Source organism: Anaerolineales bacterium (assembly GCA_003105035.1).
Classification (GTDB): Bacteria; Chloroflexota; Anaerolineae; order Anaerolineales; family UBA4823; genus FEB-25.
On the sequence record PQAL01000005.1, the window covers coordinates 100785 to 115193 of the forward strand.

Annotated in this window: 12 protein-coding genes, 4 tRNA genes and 2 riboswitches; of the genes, 8 read left to right on the top strand and 8 right to left on the bottom strand. The window is 51.4% G+C overall.

Annotated features, from left to right (window positions below; genetic code table 11):
• Nucleotides 1-78 precede the first annotated feature (78 nt).
• The 3 genes from C3F13_03380 to C3F13_03390 are packed head-to-tail and all read right to left on the bottom strand — an operon-like array spanning nucleotide 79 to nucleotide 3054.
• Nucleotides 79-711: a hypothetical protein gene (locus C3F13_03380; GenBank protein ID PWB55727.1), complete on the bottom strand. Its 633-nt coding sequence runs from the start codon at nucleotides 709-711 to the stop codon at nucleotides 79-81.
• Nucleotides 712-721: 10 nt separating this feature from the next.
• On the bottom strand, nucleotides 722-2230 hold the full coding sequence (locus C3F13_03385) for a hypothetical protein (protein ID PWB55728.1): 1509 nt from the start codon (nucleotides 2228-2230) through the stop codon (nucleotides 722-724).
• Between the two features lie 20 nt (nucleotides 2231-2250).
• Nucleotides 2251-3054: a hypothetical protein gene (locus C3F13_03390; protein ID PWB55729.1), complete on the bottom strand. Its 804-nt coding sequence runs from the start codon at nucleotides 3052-3054 to the stop codon at nucleotides 2251-2253.
• Between the two features lie 265 nt (nucleotides 3055-3319).
• Here C3F13_03390 and C3F13_03395 point away from each other — a divergent pair, with 265 nt between their 5' ends.
• The 4 genes from C3F13_03395 to C3F13_03410 all read left to right on the top strand — a co-directional run bounded on the left by C3F13_03395 (nucleotide 3320) and on the right by C3F13_03410 (nucleotide 7039).
• Entirely contained in the window at nucleotides 3320-4231 is a 912-nt protein-coding gene (locus C3F13_03395; protein ID PWB55730.1) for a hypothetical protein, read from the top strand.
• A gap of 2 nt (nucleotides 4232-4233) precedes the next feature.
• Nucleotides 4234-5076, top strand: coding sequence for a metal ABC transporter permease (locus C3F13_03400; GenBank protein ID PWB55731.1), 843 nt, complete (start codon nucleotides 4234-4236; stop codon nucleotides 5074-5076).
• 3 nt (nucleotides 5077-5079) lie between these two features.
• Complete coding sequence (locus C3F13_03405) at nucleotides 5080-5880, top strand: metal ABC transporter ATP-binding protein (protein ID PWB55732.1); 801 nt, start codon at nucleotides 5080-5082, stop codon at nucleotides 5878-5880.
• 85 nt (nucleotides 5881-5965) lie between these two features.
• Nucleotides 5966-7039 carry a hypothetical protein gene (locus C3F13_03410; GenBank protein PWB55733.1) on the top strand — a complete coding sequence of 358 codons (1074 nt, stop codon included), beginning with the start codon at nucleotides 5966-5968 and terminating at the stop codon, nucleotides 7037-7039.
• Nucleotides 7040-7161: 122 nt separating this feature from the next.
• Here the strand turns inward: C3F13_03410 and C3F13_03415 are convergent.
• From C3F13_03415 to C3F13_03425, 3 genes are all read right to left on the bottom strand, one after another.
• A tRNA-Cys gene (locus C3F13_03415) sits at nucleotides 7162-7235 on the bottom strand.
• Nucleotides 7236-7319: 84 nt separating this feature from the next.
• Nucleotides 7320-7392: transfer RNA gene (locus tag C3F13_03420), tRNA-Gly, on the bottom strand.
• A 20-nt stretch (nucleotides 7393-7412) separates the two neighbouring features.
• Nucleotides 7413-7488: transfer RNA gene (locus C3F13_03425), tRNA-Phe, on the bottom strand.
• A 351-nt stretch (nucleotides 7489-7839) separates the two neighbouring features.
• Nucleotides 7840-7921, top strand: a riboswitch (cyclic di-GMP riboswitch).
• Nucleotides 7922-8011, top strand: a riboswitch (cyclic di-GMP riboswitch). It begins immediately after the preceding riboswitch.
• Nucleotides 8012-8243: 232 nt separating this feature from the next.
• Between C3F13_03425 and C3F13_03430 the strand changes: the two genes are divergently transcribed.
• Nucleotides 8244-9191 carry a hypothetical protein gene (locus tag C3F13_03430; protein ID PWB55734.1) on the top strand — a complete coding sequence of 316 codons (948 nt, stop codon included), beginning with the start codon at nucleotides 8244-8246 and terminating at the stop codon, nucleotides 9189-9191.
• A gap of 639 nt (nucleotides 9192-9830) precedes the next feature.
• Here the strand turns inward: C3F13_03430 and C3F13_03435 are convergent.
• On the bottom strand, nucleotides 9831-10106 hold the full coding sequence (locus C3F13_03435; protein ID PWB55735.1) for a cyclase: 276 nt from the start codon (nucleotides 10104-10106) through the stop codon (nucleotides 9831-9833).
• Nucleotides 10107-10620: 514 nt separating this feature from the next.
• Nucleotides 10621-10693 (bottom strand) — tRNA-Glu (locus C3F13_03440).
• Between the two features lie 123 nt (nucleotides 10694-10816).
• On the opposite strand from C3F13_03440, the gene C3F13_03445 reads away from it, so the two are divergent.
• The 3 genes from C3F13_03445 to C3F13_03455 all read left to right on the top strand — a co-directional run bounded on the left by C3F13_03445 (nucleotide 10817) and on the right by C3F13_03455 (nucleotide 14406).
• Nucleotides 10817-11092 carry a 30S ribosomal protein S20 gene (locus tag C3F13_03445; GenBank protein ID PWB55736.1) on the top strand — a complete coding sequence of 92 codons (276 nt, stop codon included), beginning with the start codon at nucleotides 10817-10819 and terminating at the stop codon, nucleotides 11090-11092.
• A 107-nt stretch (nucleotides 11093-11199) separates the two neighbouring features.
• Nucleotides 11200-13017, top strand: a complete 1818-nt coding sequence (gene argS / locus C3F13_03450; protein PWB55737.1) for an arginine--tRNA ligase — start codon at nucleotides 11200-11202, stop codon at nucleotides 13015-13017.
• A 69-nt stretch (nucleotides 13018-13086) separates the two neighbouring features.
• Nucleotides 13087-14406, top strand: a complete 1320-nt coding sequence (locus C3F13_03455) for a GTPase (GenBank protein ID PWB55738.1) — start codon at nucleotides 13087-13089, stop codon at nucleotides 14404-14406.
• The last annotated feature ends 3 nt before the right edge of the window (nucleotides 14407-14409 follow it).

The window sequence follows — 14409 nt, forward strand, 5'->3', positions numbered from 1 at the left end:
TATTAATTAAAAGATCCGGCAGCCAGGCTGTTCCATGGCTGCCGTAATCGTAATCCAGAGGTTTATCGGCTTTCCTTTCTAGCCAGTCGCTTGGCTAAGTGTCTTTAACATCTGGATCAATGCTTGCAGGACCATAGGGCTGACCTGTATGGAAGCCGTGTTGTTCACGGATTGCGTTGCCACCGGTGTGCTCTGGGTCGTGCTTCCAGTGCCTTCGATCTGGCTCATGATACTGTCACCTCCCGGGCCTCCCAGCATACCACCAGGCCCATTCTGAGGTGTATTCTGGCTGCTGCTCGTTGAGCTGCCGGATGTGCTTGCTGGCTGGCTGGCAGCATTGTTCACCGCTGACAATTGCATGATCTCGCTCAACACCTGTTCGCTAAGATTCATGTCATTGATTGCCGTGAGCTGCTCGGAGGTCAAGGCACCTTCAATCTGGTCGACCAGCGCATCTTCTTCTACCTGTGAAGTGGTGTCACTGTTACTCAAGGATTGGTACGCTTCCCACAGGGTCAGCAGTTCTCCTGCCTGGCTGCTGGTTACAGCCTGGTCGGTACCTTCCAGTTTGAGAGTACCTGCAGCCAGTTGGGTGATTGAGGATAGCCTGTTGCTTTGTGTTGCTGCTGGTGTGCTGCTGCTGGCACATCCGCTGAGTATCGCAGTGATGATCCCAATAATCGTGATCAGGATGAAGATTCTTGCTCTCATAATTTACTCCTTATCCGGCTGGTTTCAAATACCCACCGCCAACCAGGGTGTAAGTCTGCCCGCCCAGTGCACTGCAGGCGCTGGCATTGTAATAGACCGTATGACCATTACCGATGATGTTAGTCATCGTGGTGCCAGAAATCCCATCCGCATCATTCAGGCAAGTGATGTACGAATCGGCTGTGACGGTCCAGCTGCTGGTCTTGTCCAGGGTGATATTAGCTGATTTGGCGCTATGCTCAGCGTTGATGGTTCCTTCGAGTGTCGATCCGTTCTCAAGGCTGATCGTCAGGTTGCTAATGCTATCCGCCACCAGGTTGCCGGTCAGGGTCTGCTTATCGGCGGTCAGGTTCACTGTGCCTCCATTAGACCCGCTGGTTCCCCAACGGTCAGTGCCGGCTACCTGCACCAGTACGCCTGACCCTGCGCTCAACCTAACCGCGCTCAAGTTGATGTAAGCGGTCGTATTGGTAACGAAGAACAACGGGCCAGACGAAGCACTGTTCGTAAGCGAGCCTCCTGTCATGTTGAACTCACCTTCTGTCCCCTGGGCATCCCCCGACATGCTTTGATAGATCATGACGCCCCACTTATCCTCGATGCTGGAAGTTAAGCTGCTGACCGTCAGGGTGATCGAGTTTGCTCCTTCGATCACTACTGATTCTGATCCAGTGGCAATGCACGTCAGGTTCGTGCTAACCAGCCTCCCTGTGGAATACAGGCAGGGTGAATCTGCCCCGCTGGAGGTTACCGTACCACCGCTTGAAGTGATCGTCCCGCCGCCACGGTCGGTAGCGATGGAGGCCGAATTGGCACCCGCCGTGGTAATATCCACGTTAGTGAGGTTCATGCTTCCACCCTGGGTTGCCATCACACCATGCCCTCCCCCTCCCGTGGCATTAATGGTCACGTTGGATAAAGAAACGCTACTGCCTTCACCTGTGGCAAACACCCCATTGGCTCCCGATCCCGTGGTGCTCACCGAGCTATCCGCCAGCTTGATCGTGCTTCCGCTGGTGGCCAGGACGGCTGCGTTGAGTCCATAAAAGCTGCTATTATCGTTGGATGAGCTATTCCCGCTGGTGTTTATTGTGACATTGTCCAGGGTCAGGTTACCCCCGTTGATCACATAGACCGCAGATTGGTCCTGCTCACTTGCGGTATAGGTCTGGTCTGTTTCACTGGCGGTTTGCCCATCCAGGGTGTATGCACCAGTGGCTGTTGAAAGCCCCTGATTGGAGCTGGTGCTACCCGAGCTACCACTGGGAGGGTTACCGCTCGGAGGCGATCCGCTGGGTGGGCTGCCATTCGGTAGTGCCCCGCTGGGAGGGTTGCCACCGGTGGGTGCCGCAGAGACCTGGCTGGTACTCGTTTGGCTATTGGTGCTGGTCTGTGTGGCTGTGGCTGACACCGTGGTGCTTGGTTCAGTGGCTATGGGTGTGGCTGATGCACAGGCACTCAGTAGCAGGATGAGTACTGCCAGGATGCTTATATTGAACAACATGGTTCTCTTCTTCATCTTAATCTCCTTTACATCTGTTATGAACATTCACCGAGATCGCAATAGTTATCGCCATCTGCATCCGTGTAGCGCCTGCAATGACCCGGATATGCACAACGCTTGCCGCATTGTATGCTGCAGGATCCCGTTCCGCTATAGAAGCTCGAACTGAACTGTGAATATGAAGAATTGTCAGACACAGATGACAGGTTCGCGTTCGTTGAACTCAAAACGCTGCTGGTTGTAACATCACTTTGCAATCCAGCCAGGCTCTTCGTGGCACTGAGCAGGGCAAACATCGAGGCACCCCCTGCCACGCCCATCACGCGCAGAAACGCACGCCGGTCCATTCCCTGCATTGTGGCTGGAACTGGCTGCAGCTGGGTGGGCTTATATGCCACAGCAGGCTGCCTCTTCAAAGCTATTTGAACAGCTCGTGCAATCCACTTCCAGTGCATGGCAAGCTTGATCACCAATACCAGCAGGGTGATGATGGAAGCCAGGATGTGTACATATAACCAGGTACTGTAATTCGTGAGTGCAAGCTTCAGCCAGCTCGAGATGACCAGGCCGGTGCCAACGATGCCGCTAAACCCGGCTAGTAAAGTTCCGTCGATGAGGTACTTCAGCTGCACGTTCCCGTTTGCTGATTTTAAGAACCGTTGGCTGACCGCCTCTACCCAATCCATATGGAGTAGCAGATGATATAAGGCAAGCAATCCACCGATTACCCCGATCCATTGGTGCAGCTCAACCCCGGTGAAGCTCAGGAAGAAAGCCACCAAAAATCCAGTGAATAGGATTGCATCGATCCACCAGTAAGTTCTCTGCTTTGATTTCATAGTTCCTCTCTGTTTTGACATTGTCCAAGGATATTCAAAGTATCCAGCATTGATTATTTCCTTGTGAAAATATTATCAAAGAGATATTTCAGAGGTATTCAGATGTTATTTAGAAAATATAAAGATTGTTGGATGCCAACCACCCTCAGCTGACGTCCTGCAAATATATTCTTTTACATGAACGAATTCGCCGCTCAGGATTATGAATCAACCCATGCTATAATGAAATTTATGACAATTCTATGGAGGAATCCGGTCAAGCCTCATGCGTAAAGCCTTATTCATCATCCTTGTGTTTTCTTTGCTGCTCTCAGCCTGCCAGAGTACTTCACCCACTGCCGCGACTGATAAAAAAAATATTGTCGTTACCTATTCGATCTTGGGCGCATTGGTCAAAGAGTTGGTGGGTGACCAGGCTAATGTGACGGTCCTCATTCCCAATGGGCAGGATCCACACGAGTGGGAGCCTTCCGCCAAAGACATTGAAACCCTCATGAACGCCGACCTGATCGTGCAGAACGGTTTGGGGTTGGAGGGCGGCCTTGAGAAGACCCTTTCCCAGGCAGCCAAGGCCGGGGTTAAGATGTTCATTGCCTCGCGCTACATCACCGTGCGCAAGGTGGGACGGGGAGAAGGCATCCCCAATGCCTCGGCTGACCAGGCAGTCGGATCACCCGATCCGCACATCTGGACCGACCCATTGACCATGAAACAGATGGTAATCGGCCTCTCAGAATTCCTAAATACCGCCCTGAGCATAGACGTCTCCGCGCAGGCCCAGGACCTGGAAAACCGGCTCGACAGCCTTAATAATGAAATTTCGAAAGATATCAGCAAGCTACCTGAAGCTGACCGCAAGCTGGTCACCGGGCACGAATCCCTGGGATATTTTGCTCAGCGCTATGGCTTTCAGTTGATTGGTGCCATCATCCCTAGCTTGAACTCGCAGGCAGAAGTCTCCGCTGCAGATATGGCTGCCTTGAAAACTCTCATCGAAGATAATCAGGTAAAAGCCATTTTTTCTGAGCTTGGCACACCCCCGTCCATCACTGACGCCATTGCCAGGGAGACTGGGGTGAAGGTGGTTCAATTGTCAACCCATATCCTGCCCGCTGACGGCTCATACTTTACGTTCATGCGTAATCTGGCTCAGACCATTGTAGATAATCTGCGCTAAACATGGATTTTTTCATTACACCTTTCACCTCCAACTCCTTCTTGCTCAATGCCCTGGTGGCAGGTGTATTGGTGTCTATCGCCTGCGGGGTCATCGGCACCTTTGTTGTGCTGCGCGGCCTGGCATTCATCGGTGATGCCCTTGCACATGGTGTTCTTCCCGGCATCGCTCTGGCATTGTTGTTGGGTTTCCCGGGTCTTTTAGGCGCGGTCGTTGGGGCTGTGGTGATGATTGGCGGAATCAGCATGATCACCCGCCGGACGCGCCTGAGCTCGGATACGGCCATCGGCTTGCTTTTTGTGGGAATGTTGGCCCTGGGTGTGGTGATTGTCTCGCGTTCCAGCTCGTTTAGCGGTGACCTGGTACGTGTGCTGTTTGGCGAGATCCTCGGCATCGACCCGAGCGCATTGCTGGTACAGTTGGGTGCCACTATCATTGTTTTGATCACCGTGATCATCTGTGCCCGGCCTTTCCTAATGCTTTGCTTCAGCTCTGAGCAAGCTCAGGTGGCTGGGTTTTCTGCCAGCCTGTATCACAATATCATGCTAGCCCTTATCGCTCTGACAGTGATCACCTCATTTCAAACAGTGGGGACCTTGCTGGTTTTTGGCATGCTGCTGGCACCTGCTGGTGCAGGCGCCTTGATTGCCCGCAGGGTGACCAGTATGATGGTGTGGGCTTGCGTATTCGGCACTCTCTCCGTTTACCTGGGATTGCTGGCCAGCTACCATTTAAACCTGGCTGCCGGGGCTTCCATCGTCCTGGTAGCCACGGCTATCTTTTTCATTGTCTTCTTCCTGCGTAACCGTCCAATTTCAGCTTTCGGTTCACAGCATCAAGGCTAAACCATGCAGACTGCCGTTCCAACCTCCGTTGATTATTCCTCTTCCTGCGTCATTGCTCATGGCATGGATATTGGTTATCAGGGAGAGGTGGTTGTCCCGGACGTTAATTTCGAGCTGACCTGTGGCCAATCGCTTGCATTGGTGGGGATCAACGGCTCAGGGAAAAGCACCCTGCTTAAGACGATCGTAGGGCTCCTTCCGCCCATCAAGGGCGAGATCACGGTTCTGGGAAACCCGCCCGGGAAAAACCCTCACCAGCTGGCCTATCTGAGCCAGTTTCACGATTCAAGCTTTATCCTTCCCCTGCGTGTTAAGGATGTGGTGGAGATGGGCCGTTATACCGAGCGAGGCTTGTTCGGCCGCATGACCCCCGAAGACCGCACCATTATCACAAAATCAATAGAACGTATGGGCATCCTTGATTTGCAAGATGCGCCTCTGCGTTTGCTTTCGGGAGGGCAACAGCAGCGCGCCTACATGGCTCAGGTGCTTGCTCGCCAGGCAGACTTGATCGTGCTGGATGAGCCTACCTCGAGCCTGGACGCCTCCGGACGTGAGCTGTTCTCACGCATCCTAGACGAGGAGCGCGACCGAGGCGCCATGATTGTTGTGGCAACCCATGACATCCAGCTGGCTTCCGAATGTAACCAGGCCATGCTGCTAGCCCACGAGGTCGTAGCTGTCGGCCCGGGCACCGAGATCCTGACACCCGAAGCCTTACTAAAAACGTTCGGCATCGTCCTGCTATACCAGGGTGAAGACAAGGGCGTGGGTATCGTCGAACGCGAACACGGGCACAATTAGTGCACGTAGATCATTGCCAATACAATCAACAAACGAACAATGACCTTGGCAGGCTGGTATAACTATTTCATAAGGAGCTGCACTCGTGACGCAAAAAGAACTTGGTTATGTTGAGCTGGAATGGACCTGTAAACATTGCGGGACGATCAACCCAGGGATGAACCGCATTTGCTCCAATTGCGGCGCACCAATCGCCCAGGATGACAAATTTGAGCTGCCTGACCAGCAGGTGTTGATCACCGATCAGCAAAAACTGGATGAAGCCAAGACGGGTCCAGCCATTCAGTGCCCGTACTGTAATGTGCTCAATCCGGCTGGAACGCAAATCTGCATCCAATGTGGTGGAGATATCCAGGCTGGCCTTGCGCGCCAGGCTGGTGAAGTGCTGGGAGCTTACAAGGCCGATTCAGTCCCTGATAAGCCCTGCCCTTCCTGTGGGCAGCCAGTGAAAGCCAATGCCCAGCGCTGCCCACATTGCGGCGGCAGCCTTGTCGAAAGTGCGAAACCACCCGCAACACCCGCTGGATCAAAGAAGACTCCCCTCTGGCTGATCATCGGCGCCATTGCCTTGGGTCTGCTATGCGTCACCTCGATCATCGTCCTGGTAGTCTTGGGCAATAAGACCAGCGATGTCACTGCCAGCGTGTCGGACGTACAATGGCAGCGTTCGATTGAAATACTCGCCAGGCAGCCGGTCCAAAAAAGCTCCTGGAGTGAAGATGTTCCTACGGATGCAGAAAATATCTCCTGCCGTGATGAATATAAAGAGACCCGCAGCGATCCAGTACCTAATGCCACCGAAGTATGCGGTACACCCTACACCATCGATGTTGGTAGCGGTGCTGGTAAGGTGGTCCAAGACTGTCAATATCAGGTATATGCCAGCTACTGCGACTATACCGTGCTGGATTGGGTCGTAGTGAGCACTGCTTTAGCTGAAGGGACTGACTTGAACCCCTCCTGGCCTCAGGTCAGCTTACAGGCTGGTCAGCAGGAAGGTGATCGCAGCGAAACCTACCAGGTCACTTTTACCACTGCTGGAGAAACCTATGCATACACCCCGGCTGACCTCACAGAATTCAGTCAATATGATCTTGGGTCACAATGGCTACTAAGCGTCAATACGTTTGGTCAGATCAAGCAGCTGCGTAGCAAATAGCCTAACCGCTATGCTAATAATCGCTGGGTGTCATGCTTTCTGTATTCTACCTGGCGGTATACACCCATAAGAATTCGCAGGATATCCGCTTACGTAAAAAAACTACCCATCTGGGTAGCTTTTAGAGGCGTCGACGGGATTTGAACCCGTGATCAGGGTTTTGCAGACCCTTGCCTTGCCACTTGGCCACGACGCCATTTCAATTTATATTGAAAATTGCTGATTGGTGATTTTGATGGCAAATTTCAATAAAAATCAACAACCAGCAACCTTCGTTGAGAGCGGGCGATGGGATTCGAACCCACGACCTTCTCCTTGGCAAGGAGACGTTCTACCAGCTGAACCACGCCCGCAGGGCTGACCATTCGGTCAGTAGTGCCGAGAGTCAGGATCGAACTGACGACCCCACAATTTTCAGTCGTGTGCTCTACCTACTGAGCTATCTCGGCCTGTTCAGCAGATTTTCAAGAATGCTAATTTTACCAGATGCAAGCACATTGTCAAGCATCACCCTCCCACCCGCCTCTTATTGGAGATTAACTTGCCTTTTCTTCAAATTTATGTCATAATAATTATGCGAACATCTGGGTGCCCCCCTCACCCAGGTGTTCGCACTTTAAACCACCAGGAATTCCACTTTTCCTCAATTTTGTAGCAAAATTCACTATCATTTGGCTTGACTTATTCATCCATGTCTCTATAATTAAAGTGCAACGCTCCGAAAAGGCTCGTCAGGTGAAAGTCTGATGCGCAGAGTCATGGGTCTACATCCATTTCCCCTGGTGGACACGATTCCAGACCGCCGACAATAGCAAACTAAGTGAAAACTTAGGACGCAAAGTACTGGGTCTAAAACCGGTTCTGCCGGTCATGATTGCCAGACCTCCGAACAGGCAAAACCAGTGAAAACTGGCGACGCAAAGTTATGGGTCTAAAATCGGTTTTTCCGGTCATGACTGCCAGACTACCGAAGAGCGTCGCACATTTTAACCACCATGAGCAGTCACCTGCTCATTTTTTCTTCCAGTCGGTTAATTGCGAATTTATTACGGACTTCGATGCAAGGATGAATGATCCAGTTTTGACAGGATTGTTGTGCTCAGCTTATTATTTTATATAATATAACTGAGAGTAGGAGAGGCTGTTATATGTCACTCTTCCTGCGGTAAAACCATCGATAAAATATCAGTACTGCTTCATTGGCATGGAGGGTTCAACAATGGATGGAGGAAGTAAACGTAAGCTCACTTTTGGGATTATGCTGGGACCGTTCCCCCCATGGGAGAAGGTCGTAGGCTGGGCGAAGCTGGTCGAAAGCCTTGGGCTCGATAAGCTCTGGCTACCCGATCATTATGTCAATCCAGACGATAAGGATATGGATTGGTTTGACTGCTGGTGTACGCTTTCAGCCCTGGCGACCCAAACCGATAAGATCAAGCTTGGGACCTTGGTCTCAAGCATGACTCTGCGTAATCCAGCAGTCCTGGCCCACATGTCCATGGCTGCAGACCACATCTCTGCCGGGCGCTTCGAGTTAGGGGTTGGTGCAGCTGGCACCCGAAAATGCCACGAGATGACCGGTGTACTGCGTTGGGAGCCGAAAGAACGTTCGGAACGCTACCGTGAATTTGTTGAAATCCTGTATTCGATGCTCAATAATGAGGTAACCACCTATCCAGGGAACTATTACAATATCCAGGGAGCAGTGATGCATCCGGGATTCATCTCCAGTCCCCATCCAACGCTTAGCGTCGCTGCACACGGACCAAAGGCTCTCCGCCTGGCCGCTACATATGGTGATGCCTGGAACACCCTTGGACCGTTAAAAGAGCTGACGCCCAGGCAAAGCAGCGATGAGATCCATCAGAGTTATCAAATGCTCCGTGAGTTTGCCGCTGCTGCTGGTCGTGATCCGGATAACTTCGATCGGACAATCCTATTCGGGTGGACCTGCGAACGCCCTTGTGCCTCAGTAGATGCCTTTTATGACGTCATCAGTCGTTATGCAGAAGCAGGCATCAATGATTTCTGCTTTATTTACGCCCCAGGGGTCGACCTGTGGAAAGATCAATCCATCAATAATGAGGACCTGCTATACAGGATTGCACTGGAAGCCATCCCTGCCATACGGAGCAGTAGTCTGAATAAATAAAATCACATATAACTGATATCACAATCTATCAAGAATAGGGCTTAACATCCATAGAAGCAGAACGTCGCCAAGAATCCTCGCTGATAGCATTCATGTGGGGATAGTAACACTGACAGTTCTTATCACATAACCCCTGAACTGACCTGGGTGTTAGTCTTCTGTTCTGCGGAAAAGTCAATTTTAAGAAAATACGAGTTACATCATACCATCAATCAAAATGTGCTTCAGCCATTCAGAGTACCATCCAATCAAACGTCAGCGATTTGAGCTTCTAGTAGACGTTTTAGGAGGTTTTGTCAAGAGGATATTTTTAATCTCACAATTCATCCATAGAGGTTGTTAAAAACCTAGTCTCACAAAAATCAATGGTTCGGCTTTTTGCTATGCTCCTACCCGGTCAAGCACAGGTTTCAACCCTGAAAGCTAGGGTCCTGTCCACTAGACGATGGGGATACTGCCATTTTAGCCTCTATAAAAATATGGGGGTTGCCATCTCTGTTTCGTCTAAACAAAAAATCCCCGCTCGAGCGGGGATCGATATTTCAGTTACCTATTATTGATTTATATATGAGGTAAATTCTTTTTTTAACGCCTGCCAGGTAAGAAACCAGTCAGTATTCGCGTTGCATTTATCGATATCTAACTTCGCGACACGATAGAGACCAAGGCGGGCTGCCCTATCACGCCTGCCTTCATCATCACTTCCCCAAGTCCCGGATCGTTGGCGAACTTTAGAGCATTTTCCGGTTTATCCCACTCCATAATCGCTATGGTAGTGTTAGGGTCATTCACATCTCGATAAACCTGGCTTACGCCTGTTGCACCAAAAGATCGACGCCTGGCATCGTCTTCATCATAAAATGGGCGCCATTTTTCATAATCAGCAACTGTGTGACGAACAACGAGGTAGCACATAAGTATATCCTTTCGCAATTTTCGATATGGTGTATGCCTCTTTTGAAGCATACGATGAATTCGTACTCAACAATGTTTAGGAAGCCGATATTATCTCTATCATTACAATTCGATAGAATGAATAAGGGCATTCTCACAACAAAGTACAGACACTATTGTTGAGGTAAGTAGCCATGATGCTTTTCTGGCTGACTTTGTAAATCAATATCCCCATATAAGGTAAAGTATATCATATTATTCGTAATTTCTTTTGCCAGTTTTATTAATATAAGCTCAATGGTTTACAAACAGTTACGTATGGTAACGATAGTCTCGAATATGGATGGAGTATCTTTTATAAAGTCAATCACTCGTTCATGAGAATCCAAAGAGTAATCCTATTTACTATTACATGAGCGAATCCAAAAGTGTGCCCCCAGCCGGTCGAACTGGCGTTTTAGCGATGAGTCCCCTCAATGGGGATTGAAAGGGCTTAATTAATCAAAGAGCACCGTATATCACGGTGCCTTTGCGTTGCCCCCAGCCAGATTCGAACTGGCGTTTTAGCCTTGAAAGGGCTGCGTCCTGGTCCCCTAGACGATGGGGGCGGGTTCCAAGCGCACGGATTTTACCATCAGCGCTGATTCGGGTCAAGTAAATCTGGACAAATTCCCCGCCCTCAAGTAAAATAGCCTGCCGTGATCTAGAAGGATATTTTTTGGAGGACCAAGTTGGCTAATACCAAATCTGCAATCAAGCGCATAAAACAAAACCACAAGCGACGGCTACGCAACCGCTTGTTCACCGGTGGTGCTCGCACGTATGTCAAGCATGCCCGCACAGCCATCGAAGGTGGCACACCTGAAGATGCCCGCACCGCCACTATGGCAGCCATCAGCGCCTTGGATAAGGCCGCTGAAAAAGGCGTCATTCACAAAAACAATGCTGCCCGGCGCAAAAGCCGCCTGATGCGTCGCCTCGCACAGATGGACAAACCCGTCGCCTAATATTCCACGGGCTGATCTTGCCAACCATGCAAGACCCAGCATTCTCTTAATGTAAATTCTCCAGCGGGAGTATCAGGTACTCCCGCTTTTTTGCTACAATAAGGCATATGTTCGAATCGCAGCAGCAGGCCGCCACACAAAAAATCCGCTCCTACATCACCGAGCATCACCTTCCTTTACCCGGTGATATCGCCTGGAGCCCCATCCCGTTTTCAGGCGAATGGGGCATCACCACCTCATTCTTCCAGCTGGCTGCCCTCGAGGCCCGCACGATCAAGGAAGCTACCGGCCAATCCTTCAATGTTGCAGCTCGTGCCCAGGAGTTGGCTGCCAAGATCGCACTTTACCTGGGCGACCTGCCGGGTTTCACCCGTAAGGAAGCTGTCAGAGGTTACCTGAACTTATATTATTCTCCCGCTGAATTCTCAAAGCAGGTGGTAGATGCCATCATCGAACAGGGGGTTGATTTCGGGCGCGGTCAACCCAAAGGCGAGCGGGTGATGATCGAGTATGCCCAGCCCAACATGCTGCACTCCTTTCACATTGGCCATTTCCGTAATGCAGTCCTCGGTGAAGCCCTGGCCCGCCTGGTGGAGTTTGCGGGGTTTGATACCATTCGTGCCACCTACCCGGGTGACATCGGCCTGGGTGTCATCACTGTGGTGTGGATCTACCAGAAGTTCTACAAGGGTATGGAACCATCAGGCATCCATGAACGCGGCCAGTGGTTGCTGAAGATCTATGTCGAAGCTATCGCCATGCTCGAGGCTAAGGAAGATGAAACATCCGAGCAGGTAGCCCAACGTGAAGCCTACGACGCAGAACGGCGGGAACTTTACCTCCGCTGGGATGCCAAGGACCCTGAGGTACGCTCTTTGTGGCTGAAGCTCCGCCAATGGAGCCTGGATGAGCTGAACGACATCTTCCGCATACTCGCCATCAAGATGGACGTGTGGTTCTATGAAAGTGAAGTAGACGATCCGGCTAAGGAAATTGTTGATGAGCTGGTCGCCAGAGGTATCGCTGATGATGAACGCCCCCAGGGTGGTCCGGTAATTGTGCACATCGACGAAAAGCTCGGTCTTAAAAAAGAGAAGTACCGCAGCAACATCATCCTGCGCAGTGACGGCACCACGCTTTACCTCACCAAAGACCTGGCGCTGGCCAAGATAAAGTTTGAGACTTATCATGTAGACCGCTCAGTCTACGTGGTGGATGTTCGCCAGGGGATGCACCTCCAGCAAGCCTTCAAGATCCTCGAGCTGTGGGGCTTCCACCAGGCAGCCAAATGCTATCACCTGGGATATGGATTTGTTAGCCTGCCTGAGGGTGCCATGTCTGCCCGCAAAGGCAGGTTGGTCCTGTTCAAGGATGTGGCTGACGAAGCCATTCGCAGAGTGTTGGTTGAGATCGAGCAGAAGAATCCCGATTTAGCCCCGGAGGAACGCCAGCCTGTCGCTGAGCAGGTGGGCTTAGGGGCGATGACTTATGCCATGTTAGCCATCGACAACAACAGGGATATGGTCTATGATATGGATACTGCCTTGAATTTTGACGGGCATACGGGTCCATACATCCAATACACCCATGTACGCGCCAATGGTATCCTCAAGAAAGGTGGCGGCATTCCACAGGCAGCTGATTTCGATTACCCGCTCGCCAATCATGAAGTGCAATTGATCGACCTGATGTCACGCTTCCCGTCCACGGTTCAACAAGCCGCTGAAGAATACCGGCTGCTGGTCATCGCTAATTATGCTTATGAGCTTGCCAGCACTTTCCATAGTTTTTATCATGTTGTTCCGGTGATCCAAACCGATGATCCCGTTATTCGTGCGGCCCGTTTACGCCTGGTGGCTGCTGCCCGCCAGACCCTTGCCAATGCCTTGCAGATCCTGGATATTGAGGCTCCACAGGTGATGTAATTACAGGGAGATTGGAATCAACCAATCTCCCTTTTTAAATAAAAAAACAATTAGGAGAAGAACCAGCCAATGACAGCCATCCGAACCCTCATCATGGGCGCCGCCGGGCGCGACTTTCATAATTTCAATGTTTTCTTCCGCGATAACCCCGATTACGAAGTGGTTGCCTTCACAGCCACCCAGATTCCCGACATTGAGGGCCGCACCTATCCAGCCGCCCTGGCCGGGAAGCTCTACCCTCATGGAATCCCCATCCACGCTGAATCTGACCTGCTAAAGCTGGTTAAAGAATTGAAGGTAGACCAGGTCATATTCGCTTACAGTGACGTCCCACACGAAGTGGTCATGCACAAAGCATCGGCGGTGTTGGCAGCCGGCGCAGATTTTCGCCTGATGGGCACCCGCACCACCCAGCTCAAATCGAGCAAGCCTGTCGTCTCGGTCTGTGCTGTGCGTACTGGCTCAGGCAAGAGCCAGACCACCCGTCGTGTTTCCCTGATCCTACGCAGCATGGGGTATAAAGTGGCTGCGATACGCCACCCCATGCCCTATGGAGATCTTGTCAAGCAGGCTGTCCAGCGCTACGCTGACTATTCGGATCTGGATCGGTACGAGTGCACCATCGAGGAACGCGAGGAATACGAACCCCACCTGGATAATGGCGTGATTGTTTATGCGGGTGTGGATTACGAGAAGATCCTGCGCCAGGCTGAGCAGGAAGTAGACATCATCTTGTGGGATGGCGGCAACAATGATTTCTCATTTTACATCCCAGACCTGCAGATTGTTGTGGCAGACCCGCATCGGCCCGGTCACGAGCTCCGCTATTATCCCGGCGAAACCAATGCTAACTCTGCGGACGTGTTTGTCATCAACAAGGTTGATACCGCCGATCCGGAGAACGTCATCAAAGTCCGCGAAAACCTGCGCAAGATTAATCCTGACGCCGTGGTGATCGAAGCCGCTTCTCCCCTGTTCGTTGATGACCCGGCTGCCATCCGCGGAAAACGCGTGCTGGTGATTGAAGACGGACCCACCCTCACCCACGGCGAGATGGCCTATGGGGCAGGTTATGTTGCTGCCCGTCGTTTCGGTGCAGCTGAGATCGTCGACCCGCGCCCCTTCGCAGTAAAATCCATCAAAGCCACCTTTGAAAAATACCCTAAGACTGGCCCCATTCTGCCCGCCATGGGCTATGGTGAGGCTCAAACCAGGGACCTGGAAACCACCATTAACAATTCTGATGTGGACATGGTGATCATTGGCACACCGATTGATTTGAATCGAGTGATAAAGATCAACAAGCCTGCCCAACGCGTGCGTTATGAGCTACAGGAGATCGGCCAGCCAACCCTTGAGGACATTTTAAAAGCGAAATTCGGTAAGTGATTG